The sequence below is a fragment of the Actinomyces ruminis genome (assembly GCF_002154335.2).
Classification (GTDB): domain Bacteria; phylum Actinomycetota; class Actinomycetes; order Actinomycetales; family Actinomycetaceae; genus Actinomyces; species Actinomyces ruminis.
The window spans coordinates 1-18,888 of record NZ_MTPX02000026.1 but is presented as its reverse complement, the minus strand read 5'-3'; the positions used below and the strand labels follow the sequence as shown (position 1 = coordinate 18,888).

Sequence of the window (18,888 nt, the reverse complement as noted above, 5' to 3'; positions counted from 1 at the left end):
GAGGATCCCATGACCCCCTCTGCCAACGACGCCAGCACGCGGCCCGCACCGTCCGTCACCGACGATGCACGTCAGGAGCGCAGCGCCCGCATCGCGGTCGCCGTCTTCCCCCTGATCATGTTCGCAGCCTTCCTGGCGGCCTTCTTCTCCCCCAGCACCTTCTCGCCGCTGGCCAACTACATGACGCCGCTGCTGGCCGTGACCATGCTGGGCATGGGCATGACCCTGTCGGTGCCGGACTTCACCCTGATCGTGCGGCACCCGGTACCGGTGTTGGTCGGCGTGTTCTCACAGTTCTCGGTGATGCCATTGGTGGGCTGGACGGTGGCGCACGTGGTTCCGCTACCCGACGAGTTGAAGGTGGGCATAATCCTTATCGGCTGTGTACCGGGCGGGACTACGTCGAATGTGTGCAGCTTCCTGGCCAAGGGAAACACCGCCCTGAGCGTGTCCATGACCGCGCTGTCCACCATGCTCGCCCCGGTCGTCACCCCGCTGCTCACCCTGTGGCTGGCGGGCACCTACATGGAGGTACCCGCGGGGTCGATGGCGCTGTCCATTGTGCAGATTGTGCTGCTGCCCGTGGGCACCGGACTGCTGCTGAACCTGTTCGCGCACCGGCAGGTCGCCCATATCCAGCCGATCATGCCGTGGGTGTCGGTGATCGCCATCGCCGGGGTGGTGGCCGCGGTGGTCTCCCGCAGCCAGGCGCTGATCACCACCGCTGGACTGCTGATGTTTGTGGCGATCGCCGTCGAGAACGCTATCGGCTACGGCCTGGGTTACGCGGTGGCGCGGCTCATCGGGGTCTCCCGCCGCGACCGGCGCACCATCTCCATTGAGACCGGCCTGCAGAACGCCGGACTGGGGTCCACCCTGGCCGCGACCTACCTCGGTGCCGCGGTGGCCGCGCCGTGCGCGGTGGCAACCTTCTGGCACACGATCACCGGTTCCGTGCTTGCCATGTACTGGCGCCTGCGCGGCTTCCCCGAGGGAGAGGACCCGCTGGCCACGATCCGCCAGCTGCGCGAGCAGGCCGCCGTCGGCAACTAGCCCCGACACCCTCCCCCGGTCGAGACAAGAGCGTTCGCTTTCCCGGTTTACCGGCTTTTCCGGTTTGGGGGTGTGGTGGTCGGCGGGGGTCTGGTGGTGGTTTGCGTGCGCTTCTCGGCGGCGCATTCTGGTAGGCACGATGGGTGGCGAAGGTTTGCGCGGTAGGTCTCGGTGGGCCACAGCGGATCACGTCGGATTGCGGCGGTTCGTACGCTGCGGATGTCAGCGGATAGGGCGGACGGTTGCCGGACAGGACGGTTCGGGAGCTTGCCCGACGGTTCGTACCTTTGCGTGAGGATTCGTACCCTCTGGTCGACGATTCGTACTTTGCTGCGTCGTTCGTACCTCTAGGTGCCGAACCGACGCGGAAAGTGCCGAATTGTCGAAGCGATATGACGAACCGTCAGCGAAACGTACGAACCGTCCACCCCGCCAGACCGCCCCACGCCGCATCCCCGCCATGGCCTGCGCACCAGAACCCACTCGAGGCCGCGCTCGGGCGCGGGACGCAGTCCTCGGGTTGACCAGGACGCACCACCAGCCACACCCCCAAACCGGAAGAGCCGATTTACCGCTTGCTACCGCACATTCCGGCCGAGCAGTTCCAGGCCGCGCCTGGCCAGGCGCTCCAGTTGCCTGTCATGGTCGATCCACACCTTGATGAGGCCTTCGTAGTAGCGCTCACCCCGCCGCAAGTACTGCACCGTGATGGCGACTTCGTATGCCGTTAGGCTCTCGATCGGCTTGTCCCTAATGCGGGCATAACGGTCGAACGCCGTCTCCTCCGATCGCAACTCACCACACGCGGCCGCGTCTTCACCGACTTCGGCCGCTGCGCCTGTCCGGCTTCCGTTTCCCCAGGCGTTGGCGGCAGCGTCACGACACATGCTGCCGACGCGCTGCAATGCGGCCAATCCCGAATAAATCACATCACCGTAGTTGACCCAGGGGGCGTGCAGGACGCCGTCATTAACCTCGCCGCCGCCCCACCCAGGGCTGTAACCATCGCGGAGCGCTACATACATCGCCATGATGTCATCGGTGCTGTCATTCTGTGCGCTGTTCATACCGTCGCTTCCGATTTGAGGTGTCGGGTCGTCCCGATGCTACTGGCGCTGACGCGGCCGTGGGCGGCGGATCACCTCTCCAGATGAGCGGATCAAGGAACCGGTCAGTGGTCGCAGGAGCCGGGAGGGCGAGGCGGGAGAGTTGGCGAGGCACCCGACGCGTCCGGCAGGGCCACGGCGCCTGGTCGTGGTTGAAGGCGGCGTTCCGCACGACCGTGACGAAAACTTCCATGATCTTCGTGACGTTTAACGACCTTGGGGTGTGTTCCACGACCACCCCGGGGTCGTGGAACACACCCCAAGGTCGTATTTCGTATTGCGCAAGTCGGGCATGCGCGTTTCGATATCGGTGCCGCGCCCTCAAGCACACCGGCCCGTCATCCGCTGGTCGTCGACACACCGTTCATGGGCCTCCCACCGGGACCAGCCGGAGAGCGTCATCGACGACGCCGCACGCCCGAGACCACCCGATCTCGGGTCATAGCACATCCCAGCCAGTAAGCAGTGCGAGGTGTTTCCTGACGGGCGAAGGCCGTCCGCGAGTGCATTTTCGCGGTCCTGTCTTAATGCACCTGAAGGTGCGAGGTGCTTCCTGACGGCCATCCACCAGGTCACCCACCCCGGCTGCACGTCTTAATGCACCTGAAGGTGCGAGGTGCTTCCTGACGATCCTGATGGTGTGCTTCGCCCCGGCCGGCTTGTTGCGTCTTAATGCACCTGAAGGTGCGAGGTGCTTCCTGACGGTTCCGGCACAGGCGGACACGTCACGGTTCGTGAACGGTCTTAATGCACCTGAAGGTGCGAGGTGCTTCCTGACGCGAGTCGGCGACGGCCATTGGCGCACCGTGTATGTCTTAATGCACCTGAAGGTGCGAGGTGCTTCCTGACCCAGTATTGGCCGTGACGTGATCGTCCTTCCCCCGGTCTTAATGCACCTGAAGGTGCGAGGTGCTTCCTGACTCATACAAGCGAGCCTTCGATCACCATGTCAAGAACACGTCTTAATGCACCTGAAGGTGCGAGGTGCTTCCTGACCCCTACCCCTAGAAACCGCGCCATACCGCCACTTCCAGGCTCGAGATCGCCACCGGCCCCGCAAGCACCCCACGAGACCGACTGGCACCACCCCAAAACTACCATTTTTCGTTGAAAACAAGCCAAGCGCCACCGACACCCCTCCAGGCCCCTCCAGCCACCAGCTTTCAACGAGGCCATGCGAAAAAGTCAGGGTCAAAACGTACCAAACTTTGTACCGTATATCCGACCGTGACTTTTCGGCGAACGCCACGCCACCCCCACACACGCCACACCACACCCGCCGACTACAGCCACACCCGGCGCGGCCGCCACGTCCTCCACCACCCCGCAGGGTCGTTTACAACGCCACTTCCCCGTTAACAACGCCAGTTAACGTTCTGTTGAAGGGCGCAGCGCTATACAGCAGACCGCTAAGTGGCGTAGTAAAGCACGAACTGGCGTTGCAAACGCGCCCCAGAGATCAGGAAGCATCCCCAGATGCCGTACGCGGCGCACCCGTCCCGCCAGCGATCACAGCATGCAGGAGACGCAGCCCTCCACCTCGGTGCCGGCGATTAGCCTGTCGGGACACTGGCACTGGCGCCATAGGCGCTGACGAAGTAAGCTATTCGGCGCTCGGGGCAATAGCCCTGCGAAGTGAACCCGGCAGCCTTCCGGACGGTGGGCGAGCCGGGTTTCGCGTATCAGCCTTCCAGATCAATGACGTCAAGCGTGACACTGGACAAGGCATTCCGCCACTGCCCACCCTTGTTCCAGCACCAGCGGACAGCATCGGCCAGCCAGAGCAGAGGCTCTTCGTGATCATGCAGATGATCGTAGGTGCCGTCCCAACCAGAGCCGAACGCTTCATGCAGCACGCGTCGATCAGACTGCATAACAGAGTCGTTCCGATCAAGCACGAGCTGTTGGCAAGCACCGTCGCGCAACGCCTCGGCCAAGGCACGTAAGCATCTTGGCCTCGCAATCCTTGGTCTTGCCGCACTCCGGTACACCTCAACCTTGATGGGCATCGCCACGACGTCGTCGATTACCGCACGGCGCACCTCATCACGTTCCTTGGTGAAGTGAATGGAGCGTTGTCCAGAGCGCAGATGGCCGCGAAGCGTCTTTCGGATCCGATGCGCATCGGACGGTCGCAGGCACACCGCGGTAATCGAGTAGCCCCTGACCTCAGACTCGTCGACAAACACACGATAGGGACGCAACGGATCCCAGTCGTCTTTACGCACCGCACTAGGCCCCTAGCCACGCAGCCTTACAGCATGCAGGAGACGCAGCCCTCCACCTCGGTGCCGGTCAGTGCGGCCTGGCGCAGGCGGATGTAGTACAGCGACTTAATGCCCTTGCGCCAGGCGTAGATCTGCGCCTTGTTCACATCGCGGGTGGTGGCGGTGTCCGGGAAGAACAGCGTCAGGCTCAGCCCCTGGTCCACGTGCTGGGTGGCGGCGGCGTAGGTGTCGATGATCTTCTCGGGTCCGATCTCGTAGGCGTCCTCGTAGAACTCGAGGTTGTCGTTGGTCATGTAGGGCGCCGGGTAGTAGACCCGCCCGATCTTGCCCTCCTTGCGGATCTCGATCTTGGCGACGATCGGGTGGATCGAGGAGGTGGAGTGGTTGATGTAGGAGATCGAGCCGGTGGGCGGCACCGCCTGCAGGTTGCGGTTGTAGATGCCGTCGCGCTTGATCTTGCCCGCCAGCTCCGCCCAGTCCGCGCGCGTGGGCACGTGCACGGACGACGCCGCGAAGATCTCCCGGACCCGCTCGGTGACGGGAACGAAGTCCTGCGTCAGGTACTTCTCGAAGAACTCGCCGGACGCGTACTTGGAGTCCTCGAAGCCGACGAAGGTCTCCCCGCGTTCCACGGCCAGCTCGTGCGAGGCGGTCAGTGCGGCGAACAACACGGAGGCGAAATAGACGTTGGTGAAGTCCAGGCCCTCCTCGGACCCGTAGTGGATGCGCTCGCGCGCCAGGAAGCCGTGCAGGTTCATCTGCCCCAGGCCGATCGCGTGGGACTCGCGGTTGCCGCGGTTGATCGACGGCACCGATTCCAGCTCCGTCTGGTCCGACACCGCCGTCAGCCCGCGCACGGCCGTGCGAATGGTGCGGGCGAAGTCCGGGGAATCCATGGTCTTGGCGATATTCAGGGAGCCCAGGTTGCAGGAGATGTCCTTGCCCACGTGCGCGTAGGACAGGTCCTCATTGAGCACGCTCGGCTCGGAGACCTGCAGGATCTCGGAACACAGGTTGGACATGACCACCTTGCCCTTGATCGGGTTGGCGCGGTTGACCGTGTCCTCGAACATGACGTAGGGGTAGCCGGACTCGAACTGGATCTCGGCCAGCGTCTGGAAGAACTGGCGGGCGTTGATCTTCTCCTTGCGGATACGGTCATCCGCCACCATCTCGCGGTACTTCTCGGTGACGTTAATGTCCGCGAAGGGCACTCCATAGACGCGCTCGACGTCGTAGGGGCTGAACAGGCACATGTCCTCGTTGCCGCGGGCCAACTCGAAGGTGATATCCGGGATGACGACGCCGAGCGAGAGGGTCTTGATGCGGATCTTCTCATCCGCGTTCTCCCGCTTGGTGTCCAGGAACCGCATGATGTCCGGGTGGTGGGCGTGCAGGTAGACGGCGCCGGCGCCCTGCCGCGCGCCCAGCTGGTTGGCGTAGGAGAAGGAGTCCTCCAGCAGCTTCATCACCGGGATGACGCCGCTGGACTGGTTCTCGATGCGCTTGATGGGGGCGCCCATCTCCCGCAGGTTGCTCAGCAGCAGGGCGACGCCGCCGCCGCGCTTGGACAGCTGCAGGGCGGAGTTGATGCCGCGGGCGATGGACTCCATGTTGTCCTCGATGCGCACCAGGAAGCAGGAGACGGGCTCGCCGCGCTGAGCCTTGCCCTCGTTGAGGAAGGTGGGGGTGGCCGGCTGGAAGCGGCCGGACATCATCTCCCCGATCAGGTCCAGCGCGAGGCCCTCGTCGCCGTCGCCCAGGGCCAGGGCGACCATGGTGACGCGGTCCTCGAAGCGCTCCAGGTAGCGCTTGCCGTCGAAGGTCTTGAGCGTGTAGGAGGTGTAGTACTTGAAGGCGCCCAGGAAGGTCTCGAAGCGGTAGTCGTAGGCGTAGGCGGCCTGGAAGGCGGACTTGACGAACTCGGGGCGGTAGCGGTCCAGCACTTCCTGCTCGTAGTAGCCCTCCCGCACCAGGTAGTCCAGCTTCTCCTCCAGGGTGGGGAAGGTGACCGTATTGCTGTTGACGTGCTGGAGGAAGTACTGGCGCGTGGCCTCGCGGTCGGCGTCGAACTGGATCATGCCGTTCGCGTCGTACAGGTTCAGCTTGGCGTTCAGGGCGTGGTAGTCGAGGTCCGGGGAGACCGTGCGCTTCGATGCGGTACTCGCAGGGGCCGTCAGCGTTTCTGCCAAAACTTGTCCAATCCTTCTTTGACGCGTTCGACGTCGGTGGGGGTGCCGAGCAGCTCGTACCGGTAGAGGAAGGGCACGTTCAGCTTGCTGGCGATGATGTCGCCGGCGATGCCGTAGGCCTCGCCGAAGTTGGTGTTGCCCGAGGCGATGACGCCACGGCAAAGCGACCGGTTGTGCGGGTCATTGAGGAACTTGATGACCTGCTTGGGCACGGCACCCTTGATGGCGCCGCCTCCATAAGTGGGCACGACGAGGATGTACTCCTCATTGACGTTCAGCGGCCCATCCCCGGGGCGCAGCGGGATGCGTGCGTTGGGATAGCCGAGCCGCTCGACGAAGCGACGGGTGTTCTCCGAGGTGGAGGAGAAGTAGACGAGGAGGGGGCGGTCACTCACGAGCGCCTGCCCCCACTCAGATGGCGGCGGCCTCGGCGGCGACGGAGGCGAGGGCCTTGATCTTGTCCGGGCGGAAGCCGGACCAGTGGTCGCCGCCGGCCATGACCACGGGCGCCTGCGCATAGCCGAGGGAGCGGACCTGCTCCAGGGCCTCGGCGTCGAGGGTGATGTCAACCGTCTCGTAGGACAGGCCGGCCTTGTCCAGGGCGCGGTAGGTCGCGGAGCACTGGACGCAGTTGGGCTTGGAGTAGACGGTGATCGCCATGTCAGTCACTTCCTGGCGTTAGGTGGATGGTCGGACGGTGGTCGATGCGATCCGGCCGGCCCCTGCGAGCGGGGACTTACCGGCGCGTAATCACATGCATGTAGTTTTCGGGAGGGCAAGCGCCCCCTGCTGTTCAAAACACTACCCCTAGGGGTCGGAGCGCGCCACCACCCCAAGATGATGTGTCTGGCGTGTCGCTGTGCATAGAGTCCCTCCGGTCTGTGGACGACGCGCCGATCGCTGTGGACGCTCCTGTGGAGCCGACGCCGTCCGTCGCGCCGGCACCTCCAGGAGCCGGAACGGCGACGTCGCTCCGACCGCCCCGGATCGGCTTTGCCATGGTCTCGCGTGGGTCCGACATGAATTCCGGCCGCTTACCCTCACCCTCTCCACAGGCCCGCACCCGCGCCGCCGCCTCATCAGCCCCCACCCTGGGGACAAACCCGCGAAAAATGCCGCCCGAATCACCGCGCGCCGGGCGTGTCGCGCCGTCGACCGGGAGTGCGCCCCGTTCCCCCGGCTGCGGTAACCGTGCTACGTTCCCATGAGACGACTCACAGGGGCCGACCACGCGGCAGCGCGAGGAACACGAGAGGACCGCGAGACGATCATGGACGCAACTGAACGCCGACAGGCGATCTTGAACCGCCTGCAGGAGGCCGATACTCCGCTGGCCGCGGCCTGGCTGGGCGAGCAGTTCGGCGCCTCTCGGCAGATCGTCGTCGGCGACGTTGCCCTCCTGCGCGCCGCCGGCCACGCCATCCGCGCCACCAACCGCGGCTACGTCTTGGCGCGGCCCAGTTCGCGCCCGCGCCGCGTCTTCCACGTCCAACACGGGCGTGACCAGGTGGCCGCCGAGATCGCCGCGATCATCGACGCCGGCGGCACAGCCCTGGACACGATCATCGAGCACCGCCTCTACGGCCAGATCACCGTGGACCTCCTCATTCACAACCACGCCGAGTTGGACCTCTTCCTTGAGCGCATGACCGAGTCCTCCACCCTGTCGGAGCTGACCAACGGCTGGCACGCCCACACCGTGGAGGCCGACACCGAGGCCCAGCTGGACGACATTGCGGTGCGCCTGGACGCGCTCGGCATTCTGCGCTGAAACCGAAGGACGGCGGGCGAGTCGGGCCCGTTGCCGACGCGCATGGGAGAGGCAACTCACGCAGCTTGTGTCATGACACCAGACGGGTCCCGGCTATCCTTTTAGTGTCTTGACACCTAGCGTGGGCGCGTCACCGCCGCACCGTCGTTCATGGGAGGTTCCCGTGTCCGCATCCCTTAACGCTCCTGCCGACGACGTCGCCCCCGCCGGCGGGCACGGCCCCCTGGACTGGTTGCGCGCCTTCGGCAATCGGTTCTTCATCGAGGGCCTGACCGGTATGGCGCACGGCCTGTTCGCCACGCTGATCATCGGCACGATCCTGAGCCAGCTCGGCGCCTTCATCCCCGGCACGGCGGGCGACTTCATCGTGCTGATGGGGCGGGTGGCCTCCTCGATCACCGGCGCCGGCATTGGCCTGGGCACCGCTCGCCGGCTGGGGGCGGACACCTTCGTGGTCATCTCCGCGGCCGCCGTCGGGCAGATCGGCGCCCAGGCCTCGGGCCTGCTGGCCGGCAGCGCCATCCTGACCGACGACGTTGGCACCGCCCTGCTCCTGCGTGGCCCGGGAGAGCCGCTGGGCGCCTTCGTCGCCGCCTGCGTGGCCGTCGAGTCCGGACGCCTCGTCTCGGGCAAGACGCCGGTGGACATTCTGGTGACCCCGCTGACCACCATCGTGGTGGGCGGCGGCGTCGGTCTGCTGGTCGGCCCGCCCATCTCCTCGGCCATGACGGCGCTGGGGCAGCTGGTCAACTGGGGGACCGAGCGGCAGCCGCTGCTCATGGGGGTGATCGTGGCCGTGATCATGGGGATGGTGCTGACCCTGCCGATCTCCTCGGCGGCGCTCGGCGTGATCCTGGGGCTGTCCGGCATCGCCGCCGGGGCCGCGACGATCGGCTGCACCACCCAGATGGTGGGCTTCGCCGTCGCCTCCTTCCGGGAGAACCGCTGGTCCGGGCTGTTGGCGCAGGGGCTGGGCACCTCCATGCTGCAGATGCCGAACATCCTACGGCGGCCGCTCATCTGGGTGCCGCCCACGCTGGCGTCGGCGCTGCTCGGGCCGGTGGCGACCGTGGTGCTGCACCTGGAGTCCAACGCCGTCGGCTCGGGCATGGGCTCGGCCGGACTGGTCGGTCAGATCATGACCTGGCAGACCATGAGCGCCACCCTGCCGACGGCGCGGCTGCTGGCCACGATCGTGCTGTTCCAATTCATCGCCCCGGCGCTGCTGACCCTGGCCATCAGCGAGTTCATGCGGGCCCGCGGCTGGATCCGTCCCGGCGATATGGCGCTTGCCAAGGCATAGTGGGGCAATCGAATACGGGGGGCTTGCCACATTCCGCCGGACTCTTACGGCTCGGTGCAGGAAGTCATTTGATGAAGGGGATGCCGCGGAAGGGGGCGACCCTGCCGCGGCTCGCCCGGACGCCGAAGGCGATACAGATGATCACGTGGAACAGGGAGACAAGCATCCATATAATGATGGGCAGCCCCCATGGCAGAACGCCTTTTGTGCCTTCGGGCATGAAGGTGAATTCGTAGACCAGAAAACCGCCTATTAAGACAATAGTGGTAAGCAGGTAGTTAATTCCCCAGCACGCCGCAGCGGTGCCGTTGCTTCGGGCGGGCTCGGGTCCCCTGCGGCATCTCAAGCCGACGACGATCATCGTGACGGATGCCACCACAGAACCGACGTAGGGAACGACGAGTGCGAGTAGCCCCAGGTACCAGACATGGGCGCCCGTGGGGCGAGACCGCACCAATTGGCTGTATAGATACAGCCCGTTGTAGGGCTGGTTCGGAGGCCGCTGCGGCATCCCGGACGGAACCGGGTACGGCGCCTGGGGTGCCGAGTGTGGGCCGCCATGCACGGGCTGCCCCGGCACTGGCGGCAACGAGGCCTGCTGCTGGGGAAACTGCAGAGAACCGGGATAGTCAGGGTATGGGGTACTCACTGGCTCTGCTTCATCCAGTCCGGGGTCGCCTTGGGGTCGCGCGGGAATAGTTCCAACTCCTGGGCGACGTCCTCTGCCGTGTAGGGCGGGTTGAGGACGGGCTCGTGGTCGTAATCGAAGTCGGAGATGAGCTGGTAGTCCTGCTTGTTCATGGTGAAAACGCCCCTGGTCCAGGCACCGCCGCCGGGCCGGGCCATGGCGATGCGCACCTTGACGGCGGGCTCCACGACCTCGCGGGGCACGATGTTGTCCTCCCAGCCGCCCCGGCGCATCAGCCGGAAGAGCGCAGTGCACGGCTGCGCACGCCGGCGCGGGCACCTACGGCCTGGACCTCGATGGACATCTCCTCCACATGAGCGGAGCGCATCCACCGGACGCATGCGTCGGACAGCGCCTCAATAGCCTGCATCTGCGCTTCGAAGGACCATTCAGTCATCAGTTCCTACCTCTACCCTGCTCGGAGCAAACCTGCGTCGGCGTTTACCAAAACGACACTACCGCGTATGTCTGGGCACAGTGCCCCCATGTGGGGTCATTCACTGGCCTCGCTCGCGCCGCTCAGTCTCTAGAACCGGCGAACTCGAGGCGTCATCGCGTTCCCATGGCATCCCGGGCCTGGCTGACACCCCGCGGAGCGAGGCCGTCCACTACCCTGAGGGGGTGAGCACTTCCGCCGACCCCTACGCCGAGTATCGGCGCCGTCTCAAGCACCGGCAGACGATCGTGATCGGCGGTGTGCTGGCGGTGATGGCCGTGTTGACCGTCGTATGCCTCATGGTCTGGAGCGGCTTGCTGCCGGCCATCTACGATCCGGGCTTCTCCAGCGCAGAGAACAACAACGAGTCCTCGGTGCAGCCCTGCCCGCCGACGGACGCCACCACCGTGGACATCACCTCGATCCCCGTCAATGTCTACAACGGCACCGACACCACCGGCCTGGCCGGCGGCGTCGCCGACACCCTGGGGGACGCCGGCCTGACCGTGAATAACACGGCCGACTGGCCCATGGGGGACTACTCCGGCGAGGTGCAACTGACCACCTCCCCCGCCGGCCTGACCAACGCCTACACGCTCAAGCAGGTATTCACCGGCTCCGTGATCGTGCAGCTCGATGAGACGCAGGAGGCCGACGACCCCACCGTCAGCGTGGTGCTGGGCAGCCAGTACTCCACCGGCATCCTGTCCACCGAGGAGATCGGCCAGCTCAAGTCCGGTCAAACCATCTCCGCCCCTGCCGGCTGCGTCGCGGTCACCCCCGCCGAAGAGACGGCGGCCGCCACCGAGAAGGCTGAGGACTGACCGGATCGGGCGCGCCCTGACGGCGAGACCTGAGCAACCTGGCGCCGCTCCCGCTGGTCCGTGGCACGATGGCGTCATGAGCCCGAGCCGCCCGACGTCGTCGACCCCACCCGGATCGTGCCGCCCGGCTTCGTGTTCCCGGGCACCGAGCAACTCGACCCACGCGAGGTCTTCGCCGGCCCCGGCTACCAGGCCCCGCGTCAGCGCACCGAACCTACCGCCGTCGCCGCCCTGGTCTGCGCCGTCCTCAGCCCCATCCCCGGCCTGGGCCTGGCCGCGCTCATCCTGGGCTACGTCGCGTTGCGGCGCCTGCGCGCCAGTTACGACACCGGCCACGGTCAGGCCTGGTTCGCAATCGTCGTCGGCGCCGCCACCACCGTCGGCTGGCTGTGGCTGTGGTGGCTGATAACACAGACAACCTGAGCGGAGGCTGCGCGGTCACATCCGACCAGGCCGCGCCCAGCAGTTGCAAAACCCCGTATGGTAATCGCGTGAAGCCCTTCATCATGGTCTCGACGCGTCCTGAGTTGGAAGCCGCGCAGAGCGAGTACGACTCCTTCCTCACCCAGGGTGGGCTACAGCCGGAGTACCTCCAGCACATCCTGCTGGAGGAGATCGACCTGTCCGGCTCTTTCGACGCCACGGACGTCTCCGGCGTCTTCATCGGCGGCAGCCCCTACGACATCTCCACACCGGAATCAGCCAAGACCCGCACCCAGCTGCGCGTGGAGGAGCAGGTGCGCGAGTTGCTGGCCCTGGCCCTGAAGGAGGGCGTGCCCGTACTCGCCACCGGCTTCGGCCTGGAGGTGCTCGCCGGTTACCTGGGCACCCCCACCTCTCGCGAGTTCGGTGAGTCACTGGGCACCGCGGACGTGTACCTGACCGCCGCGGGCCGCGAGGACCCGCTGCTGGCGGGGATGCCGCAGACCTTCAGCGCCTTTGTCGGCCACCACGAGGGCGCCGTCGACGTGCCCGAGCACGCCACCCTGCTGGCCAGCTCGGCGGACTGCCCGGTGCAGATGATCCGGGTCGGCAAGGCTGTCTACGGCACCCAGTTCAACCCGGAGCTCGACGCCGAACGCTTCGCCCAGCGCGTCTCGGTCTACTCCGACGCCGGCTACGGCGACCCGGGCCTGGTAGACAACATCCTGGCGGAGGCCCGCAGCTCGCAGGAGCACATGGCCGGCCGGGTAATCCGCAACTTCGTGAGCCATTTCGGCCGCGAGGAGTAACCAACCCAAACCAACTCCAACTCAAGGATCGGTCGTGACCACCCGTGACGCAGTCAGCAATCGAAACCGTCGCTGAGGTAATGGCCGGCCGCCGCACCCTCGCCGTCACCGGCGCCGGCATCTCCACCGACTCCGGCATCCCCGACTACCGGGCGTGGGCACCACGCCGATCGAGCCGGTGGACTTCCAGCAGTTCGTCACCGACCCGGTGTGGTACCGGTGGGTGTGGGCCCGCAACCACGCCACCTGGCGTCTACTGGAACCGCTGCGGCCGACGCGGGGCATGTGGCGCTGGCCCGGCTGGAGGAGGCCGGACTGCTGACCGGCGTGGCCACGCAGAACGTCGACCGGCTCCACTCCCGCGCCGGACAGCGCACCGTGTGGGAGCTGCACGGCGCCTACGACCGGGTGGTGTGTCTGAGCTGCGGGCGCATGACCTCCCGCGCAGACCTGGATGAGCGCCTGACCGCGCTGAACCCCGACTGCCCGCGCGAAACCGACCCGGCCCGCGTGTCCATCACCCCGGAGGCCGACCGCGCCGCGGCCGAGGCATGCGACTTCACTCCGGTCATGTGCGAGGAGTGCGGCGGCCTGCTCAAGCCGGACATCGTCTTCTTCGGTGAAGGCCTGCCGCCGGCCATGGATGAGGCCATGCGGGCGGCCGGCCACTGCGACGTCGTGCTGGTGGCGGGCTCCAGCCTGGCGGTACTGACGGGCCTGTGGATCGTGCGGCAGGCCCTGGCCAGCGGCGCCGAACTGGTGGTCATCAACCGGGGCCCGACGGCGGCGGACCAACTGGCTTCGGTGCGTGTGGAAGGCGGCACCAGCGAGTTCCTCGCCCCACTGACCGACCGACTCATCGGCTGAACTGCGGCGGCTCGGTCGGCTCAGCTATCCAGGTCGGCGTACTGCGCCGGCACGTCCGCAATCGCCTCCGCAATAGGCGTCTCGCCGTCGCGGAAGGGGATCACCTTCCCGACGGTGGCGGGATCGGCCAGCACCGCGGCGACCACCGCGGCCACATTCGCCCGCGAGGTCGGGGCCTGCACGTCGCCGTCGAAGCGGCCGACGTCGATGCGCCCGGTCGGCTCGTCGAGTGTCAGTAGCCCGGGCCCGAGGATCGTCCAGTCCAACCCGGAGGCGACCAGGTGGCGGTCGGCGGCCAGCTTGGCCATGGCGTAGGTGCGCAACGGGTGGTCGGCCGGAACCGGGTCCTGGCCGTGGGAACCGGCGAAGGAGACCATCACATAGCGAGCCACGGAGGCGCCTTGGCGGCCTCCATGGAGCGGATGGCGGCCTCACGGTCAACAGCCTCGGTGCGCTCGGGGCCGCCCTTGCCGCCGGCACCGGCGGACCAGACCACGGCGTCGGCTCCGTCGAAGGCGGCGGCGAGCTCCTGCTGGCTGGCGTCCTCGACGGAGACGACCAACGGGGTGGCCCCGGTGGCCTCGACGTCCTCGGCCTGCGCCGGGTCACGGATAAGGGAGACGACGTCGTCGCCGCGCTCCACCAGGAGCGGGGCCAACAGGAGGGCGACCTTGCCGTGGCCGCCGATAATGACGATGCGGGACATGATTAAACCTTCTTCCGTGCTCGAAGGCGGGTGATGCCTCCTCGCACTCGGGAATCCGTGAGCGTCCACCCACGGGTATCGCTTCATCCTGTCACCGCGCCACAGCCGGTGTCCACGTCTCGGAACACCCGCGAGCGCCGGTTACGCCCCGGCCGAACGGCGCCCCTCAGCGGGAATAGCGCGCCACGAAGTTGGACAGCACCTTCCAGGAGTCGGACACGTCCTGGCGGCGCACGTCCTCCTGGACCTCGGACAGGTGATCGTCGTCGAAGTAGCCGTGGCCGGCGTAGAAGGACAGGCGGTGAGCCAGGTAGTTGCCGTCCAGCTCGGGGTGGAACTGGGTGGCGTACAGGTTGGTGCGCATCCGCAGCAGCTGCACGGGGCAGGACGCCGAGCCGGCCAGCACGACCCCGTCGGCGGGCGGAACGGTGACGGCATCGGTGTGGGCCACGAAGGCGGGGAATGCCGCCGGAACACCCTCCAGCAGGGGGTCCTCGCTCCCGGCCTCGGTCAGTTCCACCTGCGGGTAGGAGACCTCCTCCTTGTAGGTGCCGTCTACGACGCCGCCCTGGTTGCGGGTGAGCAGGCCCAGCCCGTAGCAGGCCCCCAGGAAGGGGAAGTCCGCGTCCAGGAGACGGGTGACCAGCTCGTCCAACTCGGCCTCGACGCGCAGTTGCACCGGGCTCTTGCGCGCTTGCGGGGTGGAGACGTTGAAGGGGGAGCCGCCGACGATGATGCCGGACCAGTCCGCCAGGTCGATCTCCGGCATGGGTTCGGCCTCGAGGCGGTGGCGGATCAGGGAGGACTCGTCGAGTCCGGTGCGCAGCAGGAAGGCCTCGTATTCGGCGTCGGCCGGCTCGTCGTCGGCCCGGGCGGCCAGCATGAGGAAGGGTTTCACAGAGCAGAGACTATTTCCTGCCATGGGGCTGTTCACCCATTTGTCTCACGTATCACTACTGTCGTTTACAGACAGGCCAGCAGCTTCTCCGCCGCGGCGAGGACGACGTCGGGGGCGGGTGCCTGCTGGAAGGCGGCGCTGGCGCTCGGCGCGGCAGCGCGACGTCCCGGGGTGCGGCGCGCCGTGTCGGCGGTGGCGTCGATGTAGGCCAGCCCGGCCACGCGCACGCCGCGTGAGGCCAGGGCCATGGCCTCGGCGACCATGTCATTGACGACGACGTCGGCGCCCAGTGCCGCCAGCACTCCCGCCTCGGTGGGGCTCGGACGCACCGGGCCGGGGGTGAGGGCGACGACGCCGGGGGCGCGCACGCCGTCGAGCTCGGCGACGGCGGCCGTCAATTCCGCGTCCCAGGCCGCGTCCAGCGGGGCGGTGGCGGGGAAGAGCGGGGAGCCGGTCAGGTTCAGGTGGTCGCCGACGGCGAGGAAGTCGCCCGGGGCGGAGCCGCGAGGCTCGCCGCGCGGCCGACCAGCAGGGCGGCGCGCACGCCGGCGCCGGGGGCGATGCGGGCCAGCCCGGTGGTGCGGCGGGCGGGCTTGCCCTCGAAAAGACTGGTGTGGCCGCGGGCCACCAGCACGCCGCGACCGCCGCGGTCGTAGGAGTACAGGGCGTCCTCCTGGCCGGGGCCCGCGGGGGCGGAGACACCGGGCAGGAAGGACAGGCGCACGCGGGAGTTCGGGCGCCCCCAGGTCTCGTCGAGTTCGGTCAACAGTGCGGGCTCGGCAACCACCAGCAGATCGTGGCGCTGCCGACCGGTGGCCAGGACGATCGAGGCGCCATCGGGGTCTTCGTCCCATACTCCGGCTGCGGGCTGTGTGGCCACGGGTGCTCCCTCTTGCTTGTCGCGTGCGTCTTGCTCGTCCAACTGGAGAGCCTACCCGGCCCGCCTGGCATCAGGCTCCGCCCCGAGGATGAAACCGTGCCACAGGTGCGCCGGGCGAACCGGCGTTCGCCGCTACATGGTGCGCTCGAAGTAGAAACGCGAGCCGTACAGGGCGATGATGTTGACCCACAAGGCGATGATGGCGGCCGTGCCCAGCTCCAGCTCAACACCGAATAATGCGACGATCACCGCGCCCAGGACCAAGATCCAGTCCACCTTGCCGGTCAACGCCCAGGCCGACTTCCAGATGAGCTCGTCGCGCTCGTCCTGGGTGCCGTCGAGCGCGCGTGAGTAGGAGCTGCCGCCACGCCGCCGCACCCACCAGCCGATCAGCCAGAAGGCGCAGATCGCCATAGTCACACCGGTTACGTAGCCGCTCAGAGGCTCCGCCTCACGGTGCTCGGGATCGCGCAGCCAAGCGAACGTGAGGATTATCAGCAGAACGGCGGAGCAGGCCATGGCGAGCATCCGCACCTTACGTCGACGGGCTGCCTTGGCCGGCTGCGGGTTACTCGCCGCGGGGGTGCGTGCGTCATCGCCTTTCGGCGTATTGCGGTCGTCGGGGGTGTCGGCGGCGGGCGTGCTGGCGTCGTCGGGCAGGTCAGGCATGGAAGATCTCCTCGACTGTTTTGCCGAAGTAGCGGGCGATGGCAATGGCCAGCGGCAGGGACGGGTCGTAGCGGCCCTTCTCAATGGAGTTGATGGACTGGCGGGACACGCCGACGGCCTCGCCCAACTGCGCCTGGGTGAGACCCTTGGCCTCACGCAGGGCGCGCACGTCGTTCTCCATCGTTAACTCCTCTATAGCTCCAGCACGATGGTAGCGAAGAGCCCGGTGGTGGACGGCATCGCGCACGACGGGACTCACCGTGGTCCGGGATCGCGGCCGGCCGCCGCGGGAGCGGTCGACCCTACCGCGGCAAAGCCGGTTCACGCCTCCCCTTTTCCGGCCGCCCGGCCCCGGGCGGCAATGACTGTCGCATTGCCGGCGACGCTGGCAAGAAGCACCACGATTGCCGCGGCCCCGAGCACCAGACCCCCGGCATCCGACTCAATCCTCTGAGCCACCACGCTCAGGCCCATGCCAATCGGGAGCAGGGATGTCCATAGACCAACCATCGCGGGGCTCTCCATGGACAACGGTGCACCGCCCGCACCGTGCCGCACCCGGCGGCGGACAAGCCCATAGGCCGCTGCCACCGCCGCACTACCTGCGACCAGTCCGAAGAAGATCCCGAGCAAGGAGGAGCGAGAAGCGGGGAAAGCGCCGGCAATGACGACGCCCACCAGGAACACCGCGGCGAAGATCACTGCCATACGGGTCCTCATCGTTTGCAAAGTCAACCTGTTCATGCGGGTCTCCGTTCGGATCGGTTTTCATACGTTTGGGCCTGACATCACGCTCGCGCGGTCAAAGTCGACACCCAATGTCCAGCACCCTTGACATGACTAGCATGCTTTACATCCGCGGTCGCGTCAAGTTTGCTTACCTCCCATGCCGTACCGGTTCGCCGTGCCCGAGTCGCCGCCGGCATACCCGCGCCCGAGGCGGTTGCCGGCATCCCCTCGCCCGGAGGCGGGGCCGCCTGCTACGCCACTTCAGCGTCTGCAACGCCACTTCGGGGTTAACAACGCCTGTTAACGGTTTGCTGAAGGCTCCTGGGGTATACAGCAGACCGTTAAGTAGCGTTGTTAACGTCCGACCGGCGTAGTAGACGGCGGGCGCCGCCACATCTGGACGCCCCGGGTGCATCCCGCCCCAGTACCCGCCATCCCGTGGGCGGTGGATAGGCGGGCCGAGCGTGAGGGCATGTGGGTAACGCGGTGCGGGCATGATGGGCGGGTGAAGCAGACCGCGGACCCCGTCGCCCGACTCCTGGCCGACCCGCCGGACCTGCCCGTCGTCGCCGCAATGCCCGGGCTCCGCGCACTCCTGCTGGGGGAGCGCCCCGGCACCGACGCCGCCTCTGACGCCGACGTCACACCGGCCACCGCCAACGTCTCCCCCGGCGACCCCCACACGCACCGGCTGTTGTGGTCACCGCCCCTCCCGGCACCGGCAAGACCACGCTGGTGCCGCCACTGGTCGCCGACGCCGTCGCCCGCCCCGTCGGCGCCGAGGCACCCCGCGAGCGCACCCCGAGGCGTGTCATCGTCACTCAGCCGCGGCGCGTGGCCGCGCGGGCCGCCGCTCGACGCCTGGCCGCGCTGCTGGGCGAGGAGGTCGGCGTCACGGTCGGCTATGCGGTGCGCGGGGAGCGCCGCGCCTCGGCCCGCACCCGCATCGAGGTGGTCACCGCCGGGCTGCTGCTGCGCCGCCTGCAGGGCGACCCGGAGCTGCCCGGTGTGGCCGCGGTGGTCCTGGACGAGGTGCACGAGCGCTCCCTGGAGTCCGACCTGCTGCTGGCCCTCCTGCTGGATGCCCGCGCCGCCCTGCGCGAGGACCTGACCGTCGTGGCGATGTCCGCCACTCCCGACCTGACGCGCCTGCCCGGCCTGCTCGGCGGCGTCACCGCTCCGGCACCGGTGGTTGAGGTGCCCGGTGTGCTGTATCCGCTCGAGGAGATCTGGGCGCCACCGCCGTCGGGCACCTCCCGGCTCGGCCCGCGCGGGGTGCCGCGCCAGTTCCTCGCGCACGTGGCCG

Annotated in this window: 21 protein-coding genes, 2 pseudogenes and 1 CRISPR repeat array; of the genes and pseudogenes, 8 read left to right on the top strand and 15 right to left on the bottom strand. The window is 67.4% G+C overall.

Translation table 11 applies throughout. The features are described from left to right. The first annotated feature begins 9 nt into the window (after positions 1 to 9). Entirely contained in the window at positions 10 to 1,053 is a 1,044-nt protein-coding gene (locus tag BW737_RS03945; protein ID WP_086615281.1) for a bile acid:sodium symporter family protein, read from the top strand. A gap of 578 nt (positions 1,054 to 1,631) precedes the next feature. On the opposite strand, the gene BW737_RS03940 is transcribed toward BW737_RS03945, so the two are convergent. The 5 genes from BW737_RS03940 to nrdH form a co-directional block, all read right to left on the bottom strand. Then, entirely contained in the window at positions 1,632 to 2,120 is a 489-nt protein-coding gene (locus BW737_RS03940) for a hypothetical protein (protein ID WP_086615280.1), read from the bottom strand. 560 nt (positions 2,121 to 2,680) lie between these two features. Beyond that, positions 2,681 to 3,155: direct repeats of the CRISPR family, unit length 37 nt; unit sequence GTCTTAATGCACCTGAAGGTGCGAGGTGCTTCCTGAC. Between the two features lie 686 nt (positions 3,156 to 3,841). After that, positions 3,842 to 4,387, bottom strand: a complete 546-nt coding sequence (locus tag BW737_RS17595; protein ID WP_143233257.1) for a hypothetical protein — start codon at positions 4,385 to 4,387, stop codon at positions 3,842 to 3,844. 26 nt (positions 4,388 to 4,413) lie between these two features. After that, on the bottom strand, positions 4,414 to 6,579 hold the full coding sequence (nrdE, locus tag BW737_RS03930) for a class 1b ribonucleoside-diphosphate reductase subunit alpha (protein WP_086615278.1): 2,166 nt from the start codon (positions 6,577 to 6,579) through the stop codon (positions 4,414 to 4,416). Then, positions 6,564 to 6,974 (bottom strand): class Ib ribonucleoside-diphosphate reductase assembly flavoprotein NrdI, encoded by a 411-nt coding sequence (gene nrdI / locus BW737_RS03925; RefSeq protein ID WP_180272049.1) that lies wholly within the window; start codon positions 6,972 to 6,974, stop codon positions 6,564 to 6,566. Before nrdI ends, nrdE begins: the two co-directional genes overlap by 16 nt. A gap of 16 nt (positions 6,975 to 6,990) precedes the next feature. After that, positions 6,991 to 7,239, bottom strand: coding sequence for a glutaredoxin-like protein NrdH (nrdH, locus tag BW737_RS03920; RefSeq protein WP_086615276.1), 249 nt, complete (start codon positions 7,237 to 7,239; stop codon positions 6,991 to 6,993). A gap of 610 nt (positions 7,240 to 7,849) precedes the next feature. On the opposite strand from nrdH, the gene BW737_RS03915 reads away from it, so the two are divergent. Next, positions 7,850 to 8,350, top strand: coding sequence for a transcription repressor NadR (locus BW737_RS03915; RefSeq protein ID WP_086615275.1), 501 nt, complete (start codon positions 7,850 to 7,852; stop codon positions 8,348 to 8,350). A gap of 163 nt (positions 8,351 to 8,513) precedes the next feature. After that, positions 8,514 to 9,653 (top strand): PTS sugar transporter subunit IIC, encoded by a 1,140-nt coding sequence (locus BW737_RS03910; protein WP_257210440.1) that lies wholly within the window; start codon positions 8,514 to 8,516, stop codon positions 9,651 to 9,653. Between the two features lie 64 nt (positions 9,654 to 9,717). On the opposite strand, the gene BW737_RS03905 is transcribed toward BW737_RS03910, so the two are convergent. The 3 genes from BW737_RS03905 to BW737_RS16015 all read right to left on the bottom strand — a co-directional run bounded on the left by BW737_RS03905 (position 9,718) and on the right by BW737_RS16015 (position 10,738). After that, complete coding sequence (locus BW737_RS03905; protein ID WP_143233256.1) at positions 9,718 to 10,032, bottom strand: hypothetical protein; 315 nt, start codon at positions 10,030 to 10,032, stop codon at positions 9,718 to 9,720. 266 nt (positions 10,033 to 10,298) lie between these two features. Next, on the bottom strand, positions 10,299 to 10,544 hold the full coding sequence (locus BW737_RS03900; protein ID WP_143233255.1) for a hypothetical protein: 246 nt from the start codon (positions 10,542 to 10,544) through the stop codon (positions 10,299 to 10,301). A 29-nt stretch (positions 10,545 to 10,573) separates the two neighbouring features. Then, positions 10,574 to 10,738, bottom strand: a complete 165-nt coding sequence (locus tag BW737_RS16015; RefSeq protein ID WP_180272048.1) for a hypothetical protein — start codon at positions 10,736 to 10,738, stop codon at positions 10,574 to 10,576. Between the two features lie 224 nt (positions 10,739 to 10,962). On the opposite strand from BW737_RS16015, the gene BW737_RS03895 reads away from it, so the two are divergent. The 4 genes and pseudogenes from BW737_RS03895 to BW737_RS03880 all read left to right on the top strand — a co-directional run bounded on the left by BW737_RS03895 (position 10,963) and on the right by BW737_RS03880 (position 13,700). Then, positions 10,963 to 11,601 (top strand): LytR C-terminal domain-containing protein, encoded by a 639-nt coding sequence (locus tag BW737_RS03895; RefSeq protein WP_086615272.1) that lies wholly within the window; start codon positions 10,963 to 10,965, stop codon positions 11,599 to 11,601. A gap of 60 nt (positions 11,602 to 11,661) precedes the next feature. Further along, positions 11,662 to 12,024, top strand: a complete 363-nt coding sequence (locus tag BW737_RS03890) for a DUF4190 domain-containing protein (protein ID WP_086615271.1) — start codon at positions 11,662 to 11,664, stop codon at positions 12,022 to 12,024. Positions 12,025 to 12,092: 68 nt separating this feature from the next. Next, complete coding sequence (locus tag BW737_RS03885) at positions 12,093 to 12,833, top strand: glutamine amidotransferase-related protein (protein WP_086615270.1); 741 nt, start codon at positions 12,093 to 12,095, stop codon at positions 12,831 to 12,833. 80 nt (positions 12,834 to 12,913) lie between these two features. Continuing rightward, positions 12,914 to 13,700, top strand: a pseudogene (locus BW737_RS03880) (Sir2 family NAD-dependent protein deacetylase). Positions 13,701 to 13,720: 20 nt separating this feature from the next. On the opposite strand, the pseudogene BW737_RS03875 reads toward BW737_RS03880, so the two are convergent. From BW737_RS03875 to BW737_RS03850, 7 genes and pseudogenes are all read right to left on the bottom strand, one after another. Beyond that, a pseudogene (locus BW737_RS03875) lies at positions 13,721 to 14,406 on the bottom strand (NAD(P)H-binding protein). A gap of 166 nt (positions 14,407 to 14,572) precedes the next feature. After that, positions 14,573 to 15,304 (bottom strand): glutamine amidotransferase, encoded by a 732-nt coding sequence (locus BW737_RS03870; RefSeq protein ID WP_086615269.1) that lies wholly within the window; start codon positions 15,302 to 15,304, stop codon positions 14,573 to 14,575. A gap of 65 nt (positions 15,305 to 15,369) precedes the next feature. After that, the gene (locus BW737_RS19390) at positions 15,370 to 15,762 is read right to left on the bottom strand and encodes a phosphorylase family protein (RefSeq protein WP_338063858.1); all 393 of its coding nucleotides are present in this window, start codon (positions 15,760 to 15,762) and stop codon (positions 15,370 to 15,372) included. 2 nt (positions 15,763 to 15,764) lie between these two features. Next, positions 15,765 to 16,184: a hypothetical protein gene (locus BW737_RS19385; protein WP_338063859.1), complete on the bottom strand. Its 420-nt coding sequence runs from the start codon at positions 16,182 to 16,184 to the stop codon at positions 15,765 to 15,767. Between the two features lie 132 nt (positions 16,185 to 16,316). Continuing rightward, positions 16,317 to 16,853, bottom strand: coding sequence for a hypothetical protein (locus BW737_RS03860; protein WP_086615268.1), 537 nt, complete (start codon positions 16,851 to 16,853; stop codon positions 16,317 to 16,319). Continuing rightward, positions 16,846 to 17,034 carry a helix-turn-helix transcriptional regulator gene (locus BW737_RS03855; RefSeq protein WP_086615267.1) on the bottom strand — a complete coding sequence of 63 codons (189 nt, stop codon included), beginning with the start codon at positions 17,032 to 17,034 and terminating at the stop codon, positions 16,846 to 16,848. Before BW737_RS03855 ends, BW737_RS03860 begins: the two co-directional genes overlap by 8 nt. A gap of 140 nt (positions 17,035 to 17,174) precedes the next feature. Further along, complete coding sequence (locus BW737_RS03850) at positions 17,175 to 17,561, bottom strand: hypothetical protein (protein WP_143233254.1); 387 nt, start codon at positions 17,559 to 17,561, stop codon at positions 17,175 to 17,177. Positions 17,562 to 18,278: 717 nt separating this feature from the next. On the opposite strand from BW737_RS03850, the gene BW737_RS03845 reads away from it, so the two are divergent. Then, the coding region (locus tag BW737_RS03845) for a DEAD/DEAH box helicase (protein WP_143233253.1) at positions 18,279 to 18,888 on the top strand (610 nt) is incomplete at its 3' end.

Coding starts and splice junctions, on each gene's coding strand:
- BW737_RS03945 (WP_086615281.1), top strand. CDS start 10: ATGACCCCCTCTGCCAACGACGCCAGCACGCGGCCCGCACCGTCCGTC.
- BW737_RS16015 (WP_180272048.1), bottom strand. CDS start 10,738: ATGACTGAATGGTCCTTCGAAGCGCAGATGCAGGCTATTGAGGCGCTG.
- BW737_RS03915 (WP_086615275.1), top strand. CDS start 7,850: ATGGACGCAACTGAACGCCGACAGGCGATCTTGAACCGCCTGCAGGAG.
- nrdH (WP_086615276.1), bottom strand. CDS start 7,239: ATGGCGATCACCGTCTACTCCAAGCCCAACTGCGTCCAGTGCTCCGCG.
- BW737_RS03855 (WP_086615267.1), bottom strand. CDS start 17,034: ATGGAGAACGACGTGCGCGCCCTGCGTGAGGCCAAGGGTCTCACCCAG.
- BW737_RS03940 (WP_086615280.1), bottom strand. CDS start 2,120: ATGAACAGCGCACAGAATGACAGCACCGATGACATCATGGCGATGTAT.
- BW737_RS03860 (WP_086615268.1), bottom strand. CDS start 16,853: ATGCCTGACCTGCCCGACGACGCCAGCACGCCCGCCGCCGACACCCCC.
- BW737_RS03850 (WP_143233254.1), bottom strand. CDS start 17,561: ATGGCAGTGATCTTCGCCGCGGTGTTCCTGGTGGGCGTCGTCATTGCC.